The 18,649-nt window shown below is 71.9% G+C and carries 14 protein-coding genes; 11 read left to right on the top strand and 3 right to left on the bottom strand.

The genetic code is table 11. The annotated features are described in order from the left end of the window. The first annotated feature begins 136 nt into the window (after positions 1-136). Positions 137-1,768: a S8 family serine peptidase gene (locus tag DSM112329_RS16035; RefSeq protein WP_354697560.1), complete on the top strand. Its 1,632-nt coding sequence runs from the start codon at positions 137-139 to the stop codon at positions 1,766-1,768. 26 nt (positions 1,769-1,794) lie between these two features. Here DSM112329_RS16035 and DSM112329_RS16030 read toward each other — a convergent pair whose 3' ends face one another. Together DSM112329_RS16030 and DSM112329_RS16025 are read right to left on the bottom strand one after the other, a co-directional pair. Continuing rightward, entirely contained in the window at positions 1,795-2,697 is a 903-nt protein-coding gene (locus DSM112329_RS16030) for a TIGR01777 family oxidoreductase (RefSeq protein WP_354697559.1), read from the bottom strand. A gap of 99 nt (positions 2,698-2,796) precedes the next feature. Next, positions 2,797-4,263 carry an NAD-dependent malic enzyme gene (locus DSM112329_RS16025; protein ID WP_354697558.1) on the bottom strand — a complete coding sequence of 489 codons (1,467 nt, stop codon included), beginning with the start codon at positions 4,261-4,263 and terminating at the stop codon, positions 2,797-2,799. Positions 4,264-4,355: 92 nt separating this feature from the next. On the opposite strand from DSM112329_RS16025, the gene DSM112329_RS16020 reads away from it, so the two are divergent. From DSM112329_RS16020 to DSM112329_RS16005, 4 genes are all read left to right on the top strand, one after another. Beyond that, entirely contained in the window at positions 4,356-5,255 is a 900-nt protein-coding gene (locus DSM112329_RS16020) for an oxidoreductase (protein ID WP_354697557.1), read from the top strand. Between the two features lie 129 nt (positions 5,256-5,384). Next, positions 5,385-6,629 (top strand): hypothetical protein, encoded by a 1,245-nt coding sequence (locus tag DSM112329_RS16015; RefSeq protein WP_354697556.1) that lies wholly within the window; start codon positions 5,385-5,387, stop codon positions 6,627-6,629. Between the two features lie 66 nt (positions 6,630-6,695). After that, a complete protein-coding gene (polA, locus tag DSM112329_RS16010; RefSeq protein ID WP_354697555.1) occupies positions 6,696-9,314 on the top strand; it encodes a DNA polymerase I in 2,619 nt (872 codons plus the stop codon). An 18-nt stretch (positions 9,315-9,332) separates the two neighbouring features. After that, on the top strand, positions 9,333-9,944 hold the full coding sequence (locus DSM112329_RS16005; RefSeq protein ID WP_354697554.1) for a hypothetical protein: 612 nt from the start codon (positions 9,333-9,335) through the stop codon (positions 9,942-9,944). A 261-nt stretch (positions 9,945-10,205) separates the two neighbouring features. Here DSM112329_RS16005 and DSM112329_RS16000 read toward each other — a convergent pair whose 3' ends face one another. Continuing rightward, positions 10,206-11,444 (bottom strand): FAD-dependent monooxygenase, encoded by a 1,239-nt coding sequence (locus DSM112329_RS16000; protein ID WP_354697553.1) that lies wholly within the window; start codon positions 11,442-11,444, stop codon positions 10,206-10,208. A 71-nt stretch (positions 11,445-11,515) separates the two neighbouring features. Here DSM112329_RS16000 and rpsA point away from each other — a divergent pair, with 71 nt between their 5' ends. From rpsA to DSM112329_RS15970, 6 genes are all read left to right on the top strand, one after another. Continuing rightward, positions 11,516-13,027, top strand: coding sequence for a 30S ribosomal protein S1 (gene rpsA, locus DSM112329_RS15995; protein WP_354697552.1), 1,512 nt, complete (start codon positions 11,516-11,518; stop codon positions 13,025-13,027). A gap of 87 nt (positions 13,028-13,114) precedes the next feature. After that, positions 13,115-13,732 carry a dephospho-CoA kinase gene (coaE, locus tag DSM112329_RS15990; protein ID WP_354697551.1) on the top strand — a complete coding sequence of 206 codons (618 nt, stop codon included), beginning with the start codon at positions 13,115-13,117 and terminating at the stop codon, positions 13,730-13,732. 237 nt (positions 13,733-13,969) lie between these two features. Continuing rightward, a complete protein-coding gene (locus DSM112329_RS15985) occupies positions 13,970-14,533 on the top strand; it encodes a lytic transglycosylase domain-containing protein (RefSeq protein WP_354697550.1) in 564 nt (187 codons plus the stop codon). 68 nt (positions 14,534-14,601) lie between these two features. Next, positions 14,602-16,629, top strand: coding sequence for an excinuclease ABC subunit UvrB (uvrB, locus tag DSM112329_RS15980; protein WP_354697549.1), 2,028 nt, complete (start codon positions 14,602-14,604; stop codon positions 16,627-16,629). A 6-nt stretch (positions 16,630-16,635) separates the two neighbouring features. Beyond that, a complete protein-coding gene (locus tag DSM112329_RS15975) occupies positions 16,636-17,433 on the top strand; it encodes an A/G-specific adenine glycosylase (RefSeq protein ID WP_354697548.1) in 798 nt (265 codons plus the stop codon). 182 nt (positions 17,434-17,615) lie between these two features. Next, entirely contained in the window at positions 17,616-18,644 is a 1,029-nt protein-coding gene (locus DSM112329_RS15970) for a DivIVA domain-containing protein (protein ID WP_354697547.1), read from the top strand. Positions 18,645-18,649 lie beyond the last annotated feature (5 nt).

Below are 18,649 nucleotides of genomic sequence, written 5' to 3'. Positions count from 1 at the left end.
GCCCGCGGCGACAGCGCCACCGACCACGACCACCCTCTCCGCGCGAAGAGCCGTCGGGGTCGCAGGCACGACCCGGCCGCGCCAAAGAGACGAAGGACAGGTGGACGGTGGACGTGGACTCGCCGAAACTGTGCGGGTGCTCTTCCCCCGTGCCTGCTGCCGGTCGCTGTTCGTCGCGGCGGCGTCGTTGTCCCTGCTCATCCCGGCTACTGCCCCCGCACAGGCCAGCGACCTCGCCGTGCCCCCGATGGTGCTGCCCGGGACCCATACCGCGCGCGCGGCGGCGACGGGGCCGGACGGGCTCGCGGCCGGCTGGATCGTCGGGGCCCGACCCGGCGCCCGTACCGTTGCGCTCGCGGCGCGCCACGGCGCCCGCCGCATGTCGCGCCTCGGGACGTACCTCGTGCCCACACGGCGTGCGGCGCGGTTCGCCGCGGAGCTGCGCCGGATCGGCGCTCTCGACTACGCGGAGCCGAACGTGCGCAAGCGGCCGAGCGCGTTCGAGGCGGACCCGGCCGGCTGGTCGCGCGGAGCGATCGCCGCGCCGGCACTCGCGCTTCCGCCGATCGGGTCGACTGCGGTCGCGGTGATCGACGACCGCGTCGACGCCACCATGCCCGACCTGGTCAACACGACGTTCCTGCCCGGGTCCACCGCCGCGGTGACCGGGCCCCACGGGACCGAGGTCGCGTCGGTCGTCGGGGCGGCGGCGGACGGGCAGGGCGTCCTCGGGACCTTCCCAGGCGTCCGCATCGCCTCGTTCGGCGTCCCCGACGAGTTCGGCTGCGCGGAGTCGGCGGCCGGCATCGATGCGGCCCGCCGGGCCGGCGTCGCGGCGATCAACATGAGCTACGGGTCGACCTACCGGTGCTACTCGGAGTACCGCGAGCTGCAGTACGCGTTCGCCGCCGGGATCGTCGCGGTCGCGTCCGCCGGCAACGAGTTCGAGGAGGGCAACCCGGTCACCTACCCGGCGGCGCTGCCGCACGTCGTCAGCGTGGCCGCGGTCGACCGCGACCTGACGAGCTCCTACTTCTCGACGGCCAACGCCGCGGTGGACCTCTCCGCTCCGGGCGCCGGCGTCCCGGTCGACCGGCCACTCGCGTTCGACACGAGCGACGGCATCCAGGACGGGTTCTCACGCGTGGACGGCACGAGCTTCGCCGCCCCGGCGGTGGCCGGCGCCGCCGCGATCCTGGCCGCCGCCCGCCCGGACTGGGGCGCCGGGCAGCTCGCGGACGCGCTGCGCTTCAGCGCCCGGGACATCGGTGACAGCGACTACGACTACGACACCGGGTTCGGTCTGCTCGACGTCCGCGCCGCGCTGGCGCTCCGGCAGCCGGAGGAGGATCCAGGCGAGCCTAACGACGAGGTCATGTGGGTCAACGGCGTCGCGTTCGACACGCCCGACCCGCCGATCTTCACCGGCGTGAACCCGCGGACTGTGTCCGCATCGGTCGATCAGGTCGAGGACCCGCTGGACGTGTACCGCGTGCGGATCCTGCCGCGGCAGAGCGTCAGGATCACCCTGACGCCGTCGTTCGGCGACCCGGACCTGCAGGTGCTGCGGCCCGGGGCGAGGAGCACCTCGGACCCGGGACGGACCATCGTCACCAGCCGGCGGAACGGGACCCGGATCGACAGCGCGGTGGTCCGCAACGGCACGCCGCAGGCCGCGGTCGTCTTCGTGGCCGTCGAGATCGACGGGTCGGTTGACGACCTGGACGCGGCCTACCGGCTGACCGTCCGCCGCGCCCCCCGGCGCTGAGGCGCGCCGGGGAACCGGGGGTTGCCCTACTTCCCGAGTGCGCTCGTGAGCGCCTCGGCCAGCTCCGGGTGCTTGAAGCTGTAGCCGGCGGCGAGGGGACGGGTCGGGACCGCCCGCTGACCCTCGGTCACGATCTCGCTCATCTCGCCGTAGAGCAGTTTGATGGCGAACGCCGGGACGGGCGAGAACGCCGGGCGGTGCAGCGCCTTCCCCAGTGCCTTGGAGAACTCCTTGTTCGTCACGGGCTCGGGTGCCGAGCCGTTGTAGGGCCCGGACCAGTCGCCGTCGAGGGCGGCCAGGTAGAGGCCGACGAGGTCGTCGAGGTGGATCCACGGCATGTACTGCCTGCCGCCGGCGACCGGGCCGCCGACGCCCATCTTGAACGGCGGCAGCATGGTCTTCAGGGCGCCGCCGGTCTTGTCCAGCACGATCCCCGTCCGGATGTGCGCGACGCGCAGGCCGTGGGCGGCGGCGGCGTCGGCTTCGCGCTCCCACCGCACACAGACGTCGGCCAGGAAGTCATCGCCGGCCGGCGCGGACTCGTCGACGCGCTCGTCGCCGTGCTTGCCGTAGTAGCCGACCGCCGAGGAGGAGATCAGCGCGGACGGCCTGGGGGAGGCCGCCTCGATGCCCGCGACGAGGTTGCGGGTGCCGGTCTCCCGCGACTCCAGGATCGCCTGCTTGCGGGCGGCGTTCCAGCGCTGGGCGACCGGCTCGCCGGCGAGGTGCACGACGGCGTCGCGGCCGGACAGCGCCTCGACGGGGGCCGGCTGCTTCAGGGCGTCCCAGGCGACGGCGGGGACGCCGAGGGCGGCCGTGGCCTTCTCGGCGTTGCGCGAGAGGACGGTGACCTCGTCGCCGCGGGCCTTCAGCGCTGCCACGAGTCGTTGTCCGATGAGGCCGGTCGCGCCGGTCAGGGTGACGTTCATACGAGTCATACGACCATGCCCCTGCGCCAGGATCAAGGTCTCCGCGGGCGGCGTGTGGTCCAGAGCTCCCATGAGGAGCTCTGCGCCGCACGCCGATCCTCAGGCGAGCGTCGCGCGGTCGCCGGCGGCGAAGCCGATCGAGTGGTCGTCGGCCTTGGCGGCGCCCGAGGCGCGTGCCTCGGCCGCGACCGCTTCCGCGACGGCCGGCGCCACATCGCGGTTGAAGACCGACGGGATGATGTAGTCCTCGCGCAGGTCGGAGTCCTCGACGATCTGGGCGATGGCGCGACCGGCTGCCATCTTCATCTCCTCCGTGACCTGCGAGGCGCGGACGTCGAGCGCGCCGCGGAAGACACCGGGGAAGCACAGCACGTTGTTGATCTGGTTGGGGTAGTCCGAGCGGCCGGTCGCGATGATGCGCGCGTACTTGGCCGCCTCCTCGGGGGCGACCTCCGGGTTCGGGTTCGCCATCGCAAAGACCATCGCGTCCTTGTTCATCGCCTGCAGCGCCTCGGCGGGGAAGATCCGCGCGCCGCTCAGCCCGATGAACAGGTCGCAGCCGTCGAGCGCGTTGACCGGCGGGCCGCTGATCTTCTCCGGGTTGCTCGTCTCCGCGTACCAGCGCTTGATGCTGTTCATCGAGCCGTCGAGGTAGTCCTCGCGGTCCGTCGACACCAAGCCCTTGGAGTCGGCGCCGATGATGTCCCGCACGCCCGCCGACTGCAGGATCTTCGTGACGGCGACACCCGCGGCGCCGAGCCCTGTCACCAGGACCTTGAGGTCCATCAGGTCGCGGCCCGTGAGCTTGCACGCGTTGAGCAGGGCAGCGAGGACGACGACGGCGGTGCCGTGCTGGTCGTCGTGGAAGACCGGGATGTCGAGCTCGGCCTTCAGCCGGTCCTCGATCTCGAAGCAGCGCGGCGCGCTGATGTCCTCGAGGTTGATGCCGCCGAAACCGGGCGCGATGCGCTTGACGGTCTCGATGATCTCCTCGGGATCCTTCGTGTTCAGCACGATCGGGAACGCGTCGACGCCGGCGAACTCCTTGAAGAGCATGCACTTGCCCTCCATGACCGGCATCGAGGCCTCGGGCCCGATGTCGCCGAGCCCGAGCACCGCGGTGCCGTCGGAGACGACGGCGACCGTGTTGCGCTTGATCGTGTACTGGAACGCCTTGTCGCGGTCCTCGTGGATCGCCATGCAGACGCGCGCGACGCCGGGGGTGTAGGCCATCGACAGGTCGTCGCGGGTCCGCAGCGGCGACTTGTTGTGCTGCTCGATCTTGCCCCCGACGTGGAGCAGGAACGTGCGGTCGGTGGTGTCGACCACGTGGGCGCCGTCGAGCGCGTCGATCGCGTCCGTGATGTCGGTCCAGTGACTCTGGTCGGCCGCGTCCACCGTGATGTCGCGGACGAGCTTGTCGTCGCCGACCTCCACGAGGTCCACGGCGCCGATGACGCCGCCGGCGCCACCGATGGCGGAGGCGACCTGCCCGAGCATGCCGGGCTTGTGGTCGATCGCGACGCGGATCGTCAGTGAGTACTGGGCTGAAGGGGTGGTCGACACGATCGCGGAAACATATCTCGCGGGCGGGCGCGGACCGGTGCTCGTCCTGGTCAGCCGGCCAGACCGTGGAGGGTCGCTCTACAGTGCGGGACATGAGCGCAAAGTGGACCGCCGCCGACCTTCCCGGGCTCTCGGGCCGCACCGCGATCGTGACCGGGGGCAACAGCGGAATCGGTTTCGTCGCCGCCCGCGAGCTGGCGCGCGCCGGCGCCCAGGTGACGCTGGCCGTCCGGAACACCGGCAAGGGCGCGGACGCGGCGGCCAAGATCGGCGCCAACGCATCCGTCCGCGAGCTCGACCTGGCGTCGCTCGACTCCGTCCGGGCGTTCGCGGCCGGGGTCGAGGGTCCCATCGACTTCCTGATCAATAACGCCGGCGTGATGGCGGTGCCGCAGTCGCAGACCGCGGACGGCTTCGAGATGCAGATCGGGACCAACCACCTCGGTCACTTCGCGCTGACCGGGCTGCTCCTGGACCGCGTCACCGACCGCATCGTTACGGTGTCGTCCGGGGCCCACCGCATCGGCAAGATCCGCACGAACGACCTCAACTGGCAGTCCGGCAGCTACAAGCGCTGGCCGGCCTACGGGCAGTCCAAGCTCGCGAACCTGCTGTTCACGTTCGAGCTGCAGCGCAAGCTCGCCGCGGCGGGCTCGGACGTCCGGGCGACCGCTGCACACCCGGGGTACGCGTCCACCAACCTGCAGTTCCACACCGCGTCGATCCAGGACAAGATCATGGCGGTCGGCAACAAGGTCCTCGCGCAGAGCGCCGACATGGGCGCGCTGCCGACGCTCTTCGCCGCCACGCAGGACATTCCCGGTGGCGCGTACGTGGGGCCCAGCGGCTTCATGGAGCAGCGCGGCCACCCGCATCTCGTCGGGTGCACGTCGTCCGCGCAGGACACCGCCGTCGCGGCACGCCTGTGGGAGCTCTCGGAGGAGCTGACGGGCGTCACGTACTCGTTCGGCGCTGGTGTGCCGGCCGCCTGACGAGGACCCGTCCGAGGTTCGCCGCACGGGCGCCAGGGGTACGGAACCCCCATCGCAACTGCAACCCGACTCTCAGACTCCCCGCAAATCGCCGCTTTCGACGTCGAGGAACTCCGCCTCCGAGACGGCGTGGTGCATCTGCGGGGTCGTTGGACCGGCATCCGCGGGCTGCGCTTCCTGCGGCCGACCCTGGTCGCCGGCGACCATCAGGTCCTCGCGACGCTGGAGCACAAGCCGTGGGCTCCGATCGAGGGCAGTTCGTGGGTCGCCGAGTTCCCCTGGGCAGGCGACGAGCGCGAGCTGGCCGGCGCGAGCCTGGAGGTCGCCCCGAGGGTCCTGGTGCCCGTGGGCGCCGAAGCGCGGCGGGTTGGCCTTCGCTCCAACCGGCCACAGGAGCAGCGCGACCCGGTGCTGAAGCCCAGTCCGGCGAGCACACGCGCGGACGGCGACCTCGAGCACCTGCGTCCCCGTCCGCTCGAGCCGCTGCCCGCCGTCGCAGCGGTCGTTCCGCCGGTGGAGGACGCTGTCGCCGTGCCCGAGCCCGCCGCCGAGGTCGTCACGGACCGAGACCCGGCGCCCGCTCCCGCTGTCGATGCCCCGCCCGCCACCTCGGCCCGGTCCGACGACCCTGACCCCGTCACGGCCGGCAGCGACGCGCGCCCACAGCCCGACGACCACCGCACCGAGCTCATCCGTGAGCTCAAGCGGGACCTGCGCGCCGTCGAGTCCGCGCGCGACGCTGAGGCGCGCGAGTCCCGCAGCACGGCGGCGTCGCTGCAGCGGGCCCGCGACCAGCTCGAGGAGGCCGTCCGCGACCGCGAGGCGGCGGTGCGCACCCGCGACCGCCTGGACGAGCAGCGCGAGGAGGCGATGGCCGCAGCACGCGCCGCCGAGCGACGCGCCCGCGAGGAGGTGGCCGCCGCGCAGCGCGAACGCGACACCGCCGCCGGGCAGCGCGACGAGGCCCGCCAGCAGGCGGCGACGCTGAAGGCCCAGCGCGACGAGGCGCTGCTGGCCCACCGCAGCCTGCAGCAGCTGCTCGACGCCGAACGTGCCCAGCGCGGCCGTGAGGCGGGTCCCGCACCGGCCGCTCCGGCGCCCCGCCGCAGCGGACCGGCCGACCCGCCCGCGCCGGCCGCCGTCGTGTCCGGGGACACCACAGACCTGGTCGACGACGACGACGACGACGACGCGCCGCTCGGCATCCGCGCCGTCCCGGCGGCGCGCGCCGTCCCCGCGGACCTCCTGGGCGCGCGCGAGGGCGGCAAGCCTGCCCTGGGCGGCTTCGACCGCTGGGTCCTGCGGGTCCTCGCGCTCGCCACCGCGACGTGCTTCCTGCTGCTCCTCGTGATGCTGCTCAGCATCTTCATCTGAGCGCGGCCGGGTCGGCCCGGGCCGCGCGCCGGGCGGCGGCGCGTTCCTCGCTAGGGTCACCCCTCCATGGCCGAACGTCCTGACGAGCTCTTCCTGATCGACGGCAACTCGCTGGCCTACCGGGCGTTCTTCGCGCTCCCGGAGTCCATCGCGACGTCGACCGGCCAGCCCACGAACGCGATCTTCGGCTTCGCGTCGATGCTCGTGAAGCTGCTCACCGAGTACGGGGTCAAGCCGACGATCGTGGTCTGGGACGCCGGCAACTCGGGCCGCAAGGCGATGTCCGCCGACTACAAGGCGACGCGCACCTCCCGGCCCGACCTGCTCAAGGAGCAGTGGCCGCACCTGCTGGAGATCGTCGACGCGTTCGGGTACCGCAACACGCACGTCGACGGCTACGAGGCGGACGACGTGATCGCGTCGATCGCGCAGAAGGCCCGGGTCGCCGACCCGCCGATCCGCTCGGTCGTCGTCACCGGCGACCGCGACGCCTTCCAGATCATCGACGACGACGGCCTCGTCGCGATCATGGCCACCGGCCGCGGCATCACGGACACCAAGCTCTACGACCGCCAGGCCGTCATCGACCGCTACGGCCTCGCCCCCGAGCTGATCCCCGACTTCTACGGCCTCAAGGGCGACACGTCGGACAACATCCCCGGCGTCCCCGGCATCGGCGACAAGACCGGCGCCGCGCTGCTGCAGCAGTTCGGCGACCTCGACACCGTCCTCGCGTCGGTCGACCAGATCTCCGGCGCCAAGCGCAAGGAGAACCTGACCAACCACGCGGACGACGCACGGCTTTCCAAGCAGCTGGCGACGATCCTGCGCGACGTCCCGACCGACATCGACCCCGCGCTGGAGGCCGCCCGCGCACCCGACCGCTCGAAGCTGCGCGAGGTCTTCCGCCGGTTCGAGCTGCGCGCGCCGCTGTCGCGCCTGGAGGACGCGCTGGCGGGGGACGAGGGCGAGGCCGACGGGCCGGACGCCGTCCCGGGGGCGAACCTCACTGGGGACGTCCAGCTGACCGCTCGCGTCCGCGAGGCCGCGATCACCGACCTGCGCGTCCTGCCGCCGGGCCTCGAGGTGTCCGTCGCGTTCTCGATCCCCGAGGCGCCCGAGGGCGAGCTCTTCACGCTCGACGCGCAGGCACGGTTCGGGGTCCACGCGGGCACCGGTGGCGTCCTGACCGGTCCGTGCCAGGACGCCGCGGAGGTCATCGCGGCGCTCGGCGACCGGCCCGTCGTCATGCACGACGCGAAGGCCGCGGGCCCCGTCCCGGTCAGCCTGGCCCACGACACGCTGCTCGGCGCCTACCTGCTGGAGCCCGCGCGGCGCGGCTATCCGTTCGACGAGCTGTGCGAGGAGCGCGGGTTCGCGACGAAGATCGAGGACCCGGCCGCGCGCGCGGCGCTGCTGACGAACGCGCTGGCGACGTGGCAGCGCGAGCAGCTGGCCGACCGCGGGCTGCAGGGGCTGATGGACGACGTCGAGCTGCCGCTGGTCGGCGTGCTGGCCGCGATGGAGGACGCCGGGATGCGGCTCGACAAGCCGCGGCTCGCGCTGATCAAGACCCGCGTGGACGAGGAGATCGCGACGCTGGAGCGCGAGGTCTGGGACCTGGCGGGGGAGGAGTTCGTCCTCGGCTCGCCGCAGCAGCTCGGGCAGGTCCTGTTCGAGAAGCTCGGCCTGTCGCGCAAGCGCCGCGGCAAGACGGGGTTCTCGACCGACGCCCGCGTCCTGCAGGCGATCCGCGACGAGCATCCGATCATCCCCAAGATCGAGCGCTGGCGGGAGCTGAACCAGCTCTCCAAGACGTACCTCGATCCGCTGCCGCACATGACGGACGACGAGGACCGGATCCACACGACGTTCCTGCAGGCGGTGGCGCAGACCGGTCGCCTGTCCTCGACCAACCCGAACATGCAGAACGTCCCGGTCCGGACGGAGCTCGGCCGCGAGATCCGCGGCTGCTTCCGGGCGGGGGACGGCAACGTCCTCGTCAGCGCCGACTACTCCCAGGTCGAGCTGCGGATCCTGGCCCACGTCGCCGACGAGCCCGTCCTGAAGGCGATCTTCGTCGCGGGCGAGGACGTCCACACCGCGACCGCCTCGACCGTCTTCGACAAGCCCGCGTCCGAGCTGACGCCGATGGACCGCTCGAAGGCGAAGATGATCAACTACGGCATCGTCTACGGGCTGTCGGACTTCGGCCTCGCGGACCGCCTGAACATCCCGCGGGAGGAGGCGAAGGCCTTCATCGACACGTACCTCGAGCGCTTCCCGAAGGTCGCGCAGTTCATGGAGGACACGATCGACCAGGCCAAGGACCAGGGCCACGTCCACACGCTCTACGGCCGGCGCCGCCAGATCCCGGAGATCCGGGCGCGCAACTGGAACGTCCGCATGCTGGGGGAGCGGCTGGCGGTCAACACCGTCATCCAGGGCACCGCGGCCGACGTTATGAAGCTCGCGATGATCGAGGCGGCGCGGGCCCTGGCGGCGTCGGACCTGACGGCGCGCATGGTGCTGACCGTCCACGACGAGCTCGTCTTCGAGGCGCCGGAGTCCGAGGCGCAGGCGGTCGCCGACCTGGCCCGGACGACGATGGTCGCCCCGTGGGGCCACGAGCCGCCGCTCGCGGTCGACGTCGGCTTCGGCGTCTCGTGGATGGACGCCAAGTAGCGAGGTAGGCTCCCGGGCGTGATCGACATCACCGCCTACGACAGGTTCGTCCTGCGCCAGCGGGTCAAGCTCGTCATCAACCAGTACGTCTTCTCGGTTCCGGACGGCGAGTCTGACGGCGAGCAGTTCTGCTTCGTCGAGCAGAAGCGCTTCAAGTTCAAGGAGGACGTGCGCTTCTACACCGACGACTCGAAGTCGGTCGACCTGATGCGGATCCTCGCGCGCCAGCGGTTCGACCCGCGGGCGACGTACGACATCGCGACGGCGGACGGCGTCCAGCTCGGCGCGATCCAGAAGGTCTTCGGCAAGTCGCTGTTCCGCTCGACCTACGCGATCTTCGCGCCCGACGGCCAGGAGATCTGCCAGGCGCGCGAGGTGTCGATGCCGAAGGCGATCTTCCGTCGCGTCGTCGGCATCGTTCCGTACATCGGCGACTTCGCGGACTGGCTGCCGATCGCCTACGACTTCGAGTTCGTCCGCGGCGACCAGGTCCTCGCGACGAACGTCCGCCGGCGCTGGAAGTGGCGCGACGTCTACGACATCGACGCGTCCGGGGACACCGGCCGCGCGCTGGACCGGCGTCTGCTGCTGGCGGCGACGGTCGGCATGGACGCCCTCCAGGCGCGTTGACCGGCAGCGGCATGGGGCAGGCGGCGGGCCGGGCGGGACGAGTGGGCGCTCGCACGGGTCCGCGGAGGATTCGGCGGGGTACGCCCCCCAAACCCTCCACGCGTCCGGGGCACGGCCGGGCGGCCGTCTCCCCTCGGCGGATTTGGCGGGGTATGCCCCCCAAACCCTCCACGCGTCCCACCGCCCAGCCGGGCTGTCGGCCCCCGGACGTCCGCACATGCCCGACTGCGTCGCGAAGCGGCCGCCCGGCCTGAGACGTCGTCAGGCGGCAGTGAGCTCGCCGCGCTCCGGGGCGGACTCGACCGCCACGGACGGGCCGGCGTCCTGCCGTGACCGCGCGTCCGGCCAGGACGGCTCGAGCGCGTAGGACGGCGGGGCGATCGCCAGGTAGTGGTTGAACGCCCACTTGATCAGCGACGGCCGCTGGAAGACGTCCAGCGCCGAGTCCATCAGCGGCAGCTTGTTGATGCCGCTGAAGATCGTCTGCACGCGCCACAGCCACGAGAAGGCGAACTCGTGGTCGGCGGAGAACGAGTGGTACCGCTCGAGGGCCTGGCCGCGGGACTGGCGCCCGTCGACCACGGCACGCAGCTCGCGGCCGACCGCGAGGCCGAAGTACAGCGCGGTGCGGATGCCCTCGGCGGTCGTCGGCAGGCAGTGGCCCGCGCTGTCGCCGACGAAGAAGACGTTCGCCTCGGTCGCGGGGCGCAGGACGTGAGGGATCCAGTTGCCCTGGTAGCCGCCCTCGACGCCGACGCCGATGTTGTGCGCGAGCTCGTCGGTCGGCCGTTTGACCTTGATCTTCGGGTCGAACGAGCCGACGCCGACCCGCGTCTCGTGACCCGCCGGGAACGACCACGAGTAGCCGGGCTTGATGTAGTCGGTGTCGAGCCACAGCTCGAGGTCCTTGCCGGCCGCGCCCGCGTCCGGCGGATGGACCTCCAGGCCACGCGACAGCCGGGCGGTCGGGATGTCGATGCCGTCCGGGTCCGTGCCCAGGTTGCGGCGCCAGCCGAGGGCGTCGACGACGAGCGGGGCGGTCAGGTCACCGCGGTCGGTGTGGACCGTGTGGATCGCGCCGCCGTGCGTGATGCCGTCGACCTTCGCCGTCTCGAACGGGACGTCCGGCGACTGCTCCTTCAGCAGCGCGCAGAGCTTGCGGTAGTCGAACGTGGAGAACGTCCACGGCAGCGCCCAGCGGTAGGTCTTCGAGCGCTTGGGGCCGCCCTTGGCCTGCAGGCGGTGGACGACGAGGTCCCCGAACGTCTGCAGGATCGACTCGGAGAGGCCCATGTTGTCGAGCCACTCGGTCGGCGCGGCGCACGCAGAGGTCTGCCGCTCGCCGATCTCGTAGCGGTCGATCAGCAGCACGCGGGCGCCGCTGCCGGACAGCTCCCGCGCGACCGTCAGGCCTGCGAAGCTCGCGCCGCAGATCAGCACGTCGTAGTCGCCTGCGAGGGGCGTCCGCTCCTCGCCTCGTTTCGTCGCTCGAAGTGCCATCTCGCTGCAGGTTATCCGGGGGGCGCACCGCAGGGCGCCCAGAGGGGTCCAACCGTTACGCTGAACGGTTCATGACCCAGACCATCACCTCTACGACTCCGTCAGAAGCCAAGATCGTTCCCGGCTCTGATGGCCTGCTCCTCGAAATCGACGGGCAGATCGTCCCCAACTACGACGCAACGTTCACCCTGTTCGAAGAGGGTGAAGTAGTAAGCGGCAAGGTCGTCCGCATCGACAAGGACGAGGTCCTCGTCGACATCGGCTACAAGAGCGAGGGGGTCATCCCCTCCAACGAGCTTTCGATCCGCAAGAACGTGGATCCGAACGAAGAAGTCACGATGGGCGAGGAGGTCGACGTCCTCGTCCTCACCAAGGAGGATCAGGACGGCCGCCTGATCGTCTCCAAGAAGCGCGCCCGCTTCGAGAAGGCCTGGCGCCGCATCGAAGCCGCCGCGGAGAGCGGCGAGCCCGTCGAGGGCCTGGTCATCGAGGTCGTCAAGGGCGGCCTCATCATCGACCTCGGCGTCCGTGGCTTCCTGCCGGCCTCCCTCGTCGACATCCGCCGCGTGGCGAACCTCGACGAGTTCATGTCGCAGACCATCGAGTGCAAGGTCATCGAGCTCAACCGCTCGCGCAACAACGTGGTGCTCAGCCGCCGCGCGGTGCTCGAGGAGGAGCGCAAGGAGCAGCGCCAGGAGATCCTGGACCGCCTGCAGCCCGGCCTCGTCGTCGAGGGCCAGATCTCGAACATCGTCGACTTCGGCGCGTTCGTGGACCTCAACGGCATCGACGGCCTGATCCATATCAGCGAGCTGTCCTGGTCGCATGTGAACCACCCGTCCGAGATCCTCAACATCGGCGACACCGTCGCCGTCAAGGTCCTCGACATCGACCGCGAGCGTCAGCGGATCTCCCTGGGTCTCAAGCAGACGCAGGAGGACCCGTGGCAGCGTGTCGTCGACACCTACAACGTCAACGACGAGCTGGCCGGCAAGGTCACCAAGGTCGTCACGTTCGGTGCCTTCGTCGAGATCCTCGACGGGGTCGAGGGCCTGGTCCACATCTCCGAGCTCGCGAACCACCACGTGGAGAACCCGCGTGAGGTCGTGCAGCCCGGTGACGAGGTCCGCGTCCGGATCCTGGAGATCGACTCCGAGCGGCGCCGCCTCTCGCTGTCGGTGAAGCGCGTCGACGGCCAGGTGCTGCCGCTGCGTCCGATCGAGGGTCTGCTGGACTCCGACCTGGACGACGTGACGAACCTCGACGAGGTCTACCCGCCCGTCGCGCCGACGCTGCAGCCGGTCGACGAGCTCGGCCAGGTCACCGACCCCGCGACTGCGGACGCCGAGGCAGCGGCCCCGGAGTCCGAGGCCGCTGTCGCGGAGGAGGCCCCCGAGGTCGCCGACGCCGCGCCCGCCGAGGAGGTCCCGGCCGACGAGACGCTGGAGGCCCCCGTCGAGGAGGCTCCGGCCGCTGAGGCCGAGGCGCCCGTCGAGGAGGCCCCTGCCGCCGAGGCCGAGGCCCCCGCCGAGGAGGCTCCGGCCGCCGAGGCCGACGCCGACGAGGCGCCCGCCGCCGAGTAACGAGCAGCCCGGGACGCAGCGCGTCCCGCCACCCGCCCGTCGCGACCGCAACATAGTCGCGACGGGCAGGTTATGGCTCGAGTGCCCATGCCCTCCCAGGCCCCAGTCCCGTTCGTCGGCCTGACCGGCGGCCTCGGCTCCGGGAAGTCGACCGCGCTCGCCGCGCTCGGTCGCCTGGGAGCCATGACGCTGTCCACCGACGCGGTGGTGCACGACCTCTACGTCGACGACGCCGAGCTCCGTGAGCTCGTCGTGGCGCGCTGGGGGGACGACGTCGCGCCCGGCGGCACCGTCGACCGCGCGCAGATCGCGAAGCACGCCTTCGCCGACCCGTCCGAGCGCAAGTGGCTGGAGGAGCAGATCTGGCCGCGCGTGGCCCAGGCCGTCATCGACTTCCGGGCTGCGTCGGCCACCGCCGATCCGCCGCCCCCCGCGGCCGTGGTGGAGACGCCGCTGCTGTTCGAGGCCGGGATGGACAAGGCGTACGACGCGACGATCGCGGTCATCGCCGACGAGGCGGTCCGCGCCGAGCGCGCCGCGGCGCGCGGACACCACTCGGTCGACGAGCGGGCAGCCCGCCAACTGACCCAGCAGGAGAAGGCGGACCGCGCGACGTATGTGGTCGTGAACTCCGGCACCGTCGAGGACCTCGAGCGGGAGCTGTCCACCGTCCTCGGCAGACTGCGCAGTGCCCCTCCCGCCTGACAGCACCCTCACCCTTTGAGTGCACGCCCCGCCAAGCAGCGCAGTCCCCGCCCCGCATCGCCGGCGGCCACGGGCGCGGGGACGCAGCGCGCGCCGCGATCGGCCGCAGCCCGTGGGACCACCGCCAAACGGCCACCGGCCGGCCGGCCGCCGTCGCGAGCCGGCGCGGGCAACAGCCGGCGCGACCCGGCACCACGCGCTCGCAGCCGGGCCGCACAGGCCCGCCGCCGCCTGCTGGTGCTCGTGCTCGTGCTGGCGGGTAGCGCGGCGGCTGCGGCCGCCGTCCTCCCGCACCTGCACGAGGCGGTCAAGGAGATCACCCTCCCGCTCAAGCACGAGGACATCATCCGCCAGCAGGCGAAGGACAAGGGCCTGGACCCGGCGCTCATCGCCGGCGTGATCTACGCGGAGTCCCACTTCCGGGACGGCCAGGAGTCCAGCGCAGGCGCGCTCGGCCTGATGCAGATCACTCCGGACACCGCCCACGAGATCGCCCGCCGGTCCGGTGGCCTGGCCTTCGACGTGAAGGACCTCGGCACCCCGCAGGTCAACATCAGCTACGGCGCCTACTACCTGCGGGAGCTCGAGCGGAACTTCGAGGGCAACGACGTCCTGGTGCTCGCGGCGTACAACGCCGGGCAGGGCAACGTCGGCAAGTGGCTGATCGAGGCGCGCGAGGCCGACCGCGACTTCACGGCCGACGACATCCCGTTCCCGGAGACCCGCGCCTACGTGCGCAAGGTCCTCGACGCGCGGCGCGACTACCGCGCGAACTACGCGGCCGAGCTCGGGATCGACTGACGGCGGACGCGGTCACCGGCTGACCGCAGCGAGCCGGAGCGGTCCTGGGCCGCCGCTAATCTGGCTCGGTGCCTCCGTTCCGCCTCGACAGCGTCTACAGCCCCGCCGCCGACCAGCCGAAGGCCATCGACTCGATCGTGGAGGCGGTGAACAACGGCGACCGCTACACCACGCTGCTCGGCGCCACCGGCACGGGCAAGACGATGACCATGGCGGCGTCGATCGAGCGCCTGCAGAAGCCGGCGCTGGTGATGGCCCACAACAAGACGCTCGCCGCGCAGCTCTGCAACGAGTTCCGGACCTTCTTCCCGGACAACGCCGTCGAGTACTTCGTCAGCTACTACGACTACTACCAGCCCGAGGCGTACGTCCCGTCGAAGGACCTCTACATCGAGAAGGACTCGGCCATCAACGCCGAGGTCGACCGCCTGCGGCACGCCGCGACCGCCGCGCTGTTCGCGCGACGCGACGTGATCATCGTCGCGTCGGTGTCCGCGATCTACGGCCTCGGCTCGCCCGAGACCTACGACGACAACCTGCAGACGCTGCGCAAGGGGGAGGAGGTCGACCGCGACGGGCTGCTGCGCAAGCTCGTCCAGATCCAGTACGTCCGCAACGACGTCGCCCTCGGCCGCGGCTCCTTCCGGGTCCGCGGCGAGGCGCTCGAGATCTTCCCCGCCTACAGCGACTCGACCGCCTACCGGGCGACGCTCTTCGGCGACGAGATCGAGCGCCTGCAGGAGTTCGACCCGATGACGGGCGAGCTCGTGAAGGACGACCTCGAGCACGTCGCGATCTGGCCCGCGTCGCACTACAACGTCCGGGACGGCACGATCGACAACGCCGTCGCCGCCATCGGCCGCGAGCTCTCGGACCGCTGCGCCGAGCTCGACGCCGAGGGCAAGCTCCTGGAGTCCCACCGGCTGCGGCAGCGCACGCAGTACGACATGGAGATGCTCAAGGAGATGGGCTTCTGCAACGGGATCGAGAACTACTCGGGGATCCTCGACGGCCGCGCCCGCGGTGACCGCCCCTACTGCCTGATCGACTACTTCCCCGACGACTTCGTCTGCTTCCTCGACGAGTCCCACCAGACCGTGCCGCAGGTCGGCGCGATGTTCGAGGGGGACCAGGCCCGTAAGCGGACCCTCGTCGACTACGGCTTCCGGCTGCCCAGCGCGATGGACAACCGCCCGCAGAAGTTCGACGAGTTCCTCTCCATCACCCCGCAGATCGTGTTCGTGTCCGCCACGCCGGGCAAGTACGAGCGCGCGCACTCCGGGACGATCGTCGAGCAGATCGTCCGACCGACCGGCATCGTGGACCCGTCCGTCGAGGTCCGGCAGACGAAGAACCAGATCGACGACCTGATGAACGAGATCAGGAAGCGGACCGACAAGAGCGAGCGCGTCCTGGTCACGACGATCACGAAGAAGATGTCGGAGGACCTCACCGACTACCTGCTGGAGATGGGCTTCCGCGTCCGCTACCTGCACTCGGAGATCGACACGCTCGAGCGCATCCAGATCATCCGCGACCTGCGCCTCGGCGAGTACGACGTGCTCGTCGGCGTCAACCTCCTGCGCGAGGGCCTGGACATGCCCGAGGTGTCGCTCGTCGCGATCCTCGACGCCGACAAGGAGGGCTTCCTGCGCGGGGAGACGTCGCTGATCCAGACGATCGGCCGTGCCGCCCGGAACTCCGAGGGCGCGGTGATCATGTACGCCGACAAGGAGACCGCGGCGATGACGGCGGCCCTCGAGGAGACCGACCGCCGCCGGGCGATCCAGCTCGCGTACAACGTCGAGCACGGCATCACGGCGACGACGATCAACAAGGGCGTCAGCGACATCGCCGAGTTCCTCCAGGCCGAGGGCAAGACGCCCAAGGGCCGCCGGCGCAGCGAGCGCAAGCGGACCGACGTGGGGGACGGGGCGCCCGAGGACCTGCAGAAGGCGATCGTGTCGCTGGAGGAGGAGATGCTCGCCGCGGCCGAGGAGCTGCGCTTCGAGTATGCGGCCCGCCTGCGCGACGAGATCCGCGACCTCAACCGGGAGCTGCGCGGGCTGCAGGAGGCCGGGATGGCGTCGGACTGACCGCCGGTGTCGGTTCCGGCGCTCCAGGACGCCGTCCTGGCCTGGTACGAGGAGGTCCGCCGCGACCTCCCGTGGCGCCGGACGACGGACCCCTACGCGATCCTGGTCAGCGAGGTCATGCTGCAGCAGACGCAGGTCGCCCGCATCGTGCCGCGCTTCGAGGCCTGGCTTACGCAGTGGCCGACGGAGGACGCCCTGGCTGCGGCGGCCGTTCCCGACGTCCTGGCCGCGTGGGTGGGCCTGGGCTACAACTCGCGGGCGCTGCGGCTGCGGGCCGCCTGCGCGGTGGTCGCGCGGGACGGCTGGCCGCGGACCGCCGCCGGCCTGCGGGCGCTGCCCGGCGTCGGGCCGTACACGGCGGCGGCGGTCGCGTCGTTCGCGTTCGGCGAGCGGGTCGCCGCGGTCGACACCAACGTGCGGCGGATCGCCGACCGCATCGGGCTGGGCGGTCCGGAGGTGCTGCTCCCTGAGTCGATCGAGCGCGCTCCCACCTGGAACCAGGCCGCCATGGAGCTGGGCGCGCTGGTCTGCGGCGCGCGGCGCGCCGACTGCGAGGCGTGCCCGGCGGCGCCGTGGTGCGCCTCGCGCGGCGCCGTGGTCGCCCCGGCGCGGCGGGCGGCGGGGACCGCCGTCCGCTTCGAGGACACGAACCGCTGGGTCAGGGGCCGGATCGTGGCGGCGCTGGCGGCCGGCGACGCAGTCCCGGGCGACATCGACGCGGCCCGGGTGCGGGCGGCACTCGACGGGCTGGTGCGGGACGGGCTGGTCGAGGTCCGCGACGGCGAGGTCGCGCTGGCGCGCTGAGCGGCGCCGCGCCGTGCCGCTCCGAAACGCCGAGCGACCGCGGACACGGGGTCGCCGGCCGAACAGCACCCCCGGCGACCGGCCGCAGGTCGTTCGGTAGGGTTGCCCGAGTTGACCCTGACCCGGGACGGGTGCGGCGCCGCCGCGGACCCGCCCGGGCCATCGTACGAGGAGCAGGAACCGTGGCCCTTGATCGCCAATCCATCGAGAAGAAGGACTTCCCGATCGCCCGGCGGGGGTATGACCCCGAGGCCGTCGACGCTCACCTGGAGCAGCTCGCCGTCGAGATCGAGGGCCTGCAGCGTCAGGCCTCGAGCAGCTCGCGCAGCCCGGTGGCCGCCGCGCCCGTCCCGGCGCCCGCCCGCGCGACTCCGGCGTCGATCGCCATCGCTGCCAGCGACCACGTCCGCGCCATCGTCGAGGCCGCGGAGTCCAGCGCCGCCGAGATCGAGGCCGGTGCCCGCGAGGAGGCCGCCCGCATCGTCCGCGAGGCCGAGGACAATGCCGCCGACATCCGCGACGACGCCGTCGCGAAGAGCCAGGACCACGTGGGCGCCGTCGCCGAGTCGACTTCGGGGATGCTGCAGCGCGTCGACGCGATGGAGGGCGAGCTGGGCGCGCTGATGGAGAGCCTGCGCACCGGCGCGAACCGGCTCGGCGCCGATCTGTCGCTGCTGAAGGGCAACATGGGCGAGCTGTACGACGTGGCCGGCGCTGCCGCTCCCGCCGCCGCGCCCGCGCCGATCGAGAGCATGCCGCTCGCCAAGCGGCGGCCCGAGCCGACTGCTGGTGCTGCCGACGTGCCCGATCGCGCGCTGCCGCCGATCCCGGAGGAGGCACCCGACCCGTCGCCGCACGCCGAGGCGCCGATCGTGCCGCCGGGCCTGTTCACCGCAACCGAGCCGGTCCCCGCCGCCAAGGAGCGCACCGGGTCCGTCCTCGACGAGCCCTACCCGGAGGCGAGCATCGTGCCCGCCGTCGAGGAGGCGCCGGCCTTCGAGCCTGCCCCGCCCGCGGCCGAGCCGGCTCCCGCCCCGACGCACGACGAGGGTGCCGGGGACGGGGACATCGACGGTGCCCGCCTGATCGCGCTCAACATGGCGCTCAACGGGGCCAGCCGCGAGGAGACCGACGCCTACCTGCGCGACAACTTCGACCTTCCGGACCGCGGCGCGCTCGTCGATGAGGCGTACGCGACAGTCGAGGGGTAGCAGAA

Origin of the sequence: Paraconexibacter sp. AEG42_29 (assembly GCF_040581415.1) — a bacterium.
Classification (GTDB): Bacteria; Actinomycetota; Thermoleophilia; order Solirubrobacterales; family Solirubrobacteraceae; genus Paraconexibacter.
This window is presented reverse-complemented; position numbering and strand designations above follow the sequence as displayed.

Coding starts and splice junctions, on each gene's coding strand:
- DSM112329_RS16030 (WP_354697559.1), bottom strand. CDS start 2,697: ATGAACGTCACCCTGACCGGCGCGACCGGCCTCATCGGACAACGACTC.
- DSM112329_RS16020 (WP_354697557.1), top strand. CDS start 4,356: ATGAGCGCAAAGTGGACCGCCGCCGACCTTCCCGGGCTCTCGGGCCGC.
- polA (WP_354697555.1), top strand. CDS start 6,696: ATGGCCGAACGTCCTGACGAGCTCTTCCTGATCGACGGCAACTCGCTG.
- DSM112329_RS16000 (WP_354697553.1), bottom strand. CDS start 11,444: ATGGCACTTCGAGCGACGAAACGAGGCGAGGAGCGGACGCCCCTCGCA.
- rpsA (WP_354697552.1), top strand. CDS start 11,516: ATGACCCAGACCATCACCTCTACGACTCCGTCAGAAGCCAAGATCGTT.
- coaE (WP_354697551.1), top strand. CDS start 13,115: ATGCCCTCCCAGGCCCCAGTCCCGTTCGTCGGCCTGACCGGCGGCCTC.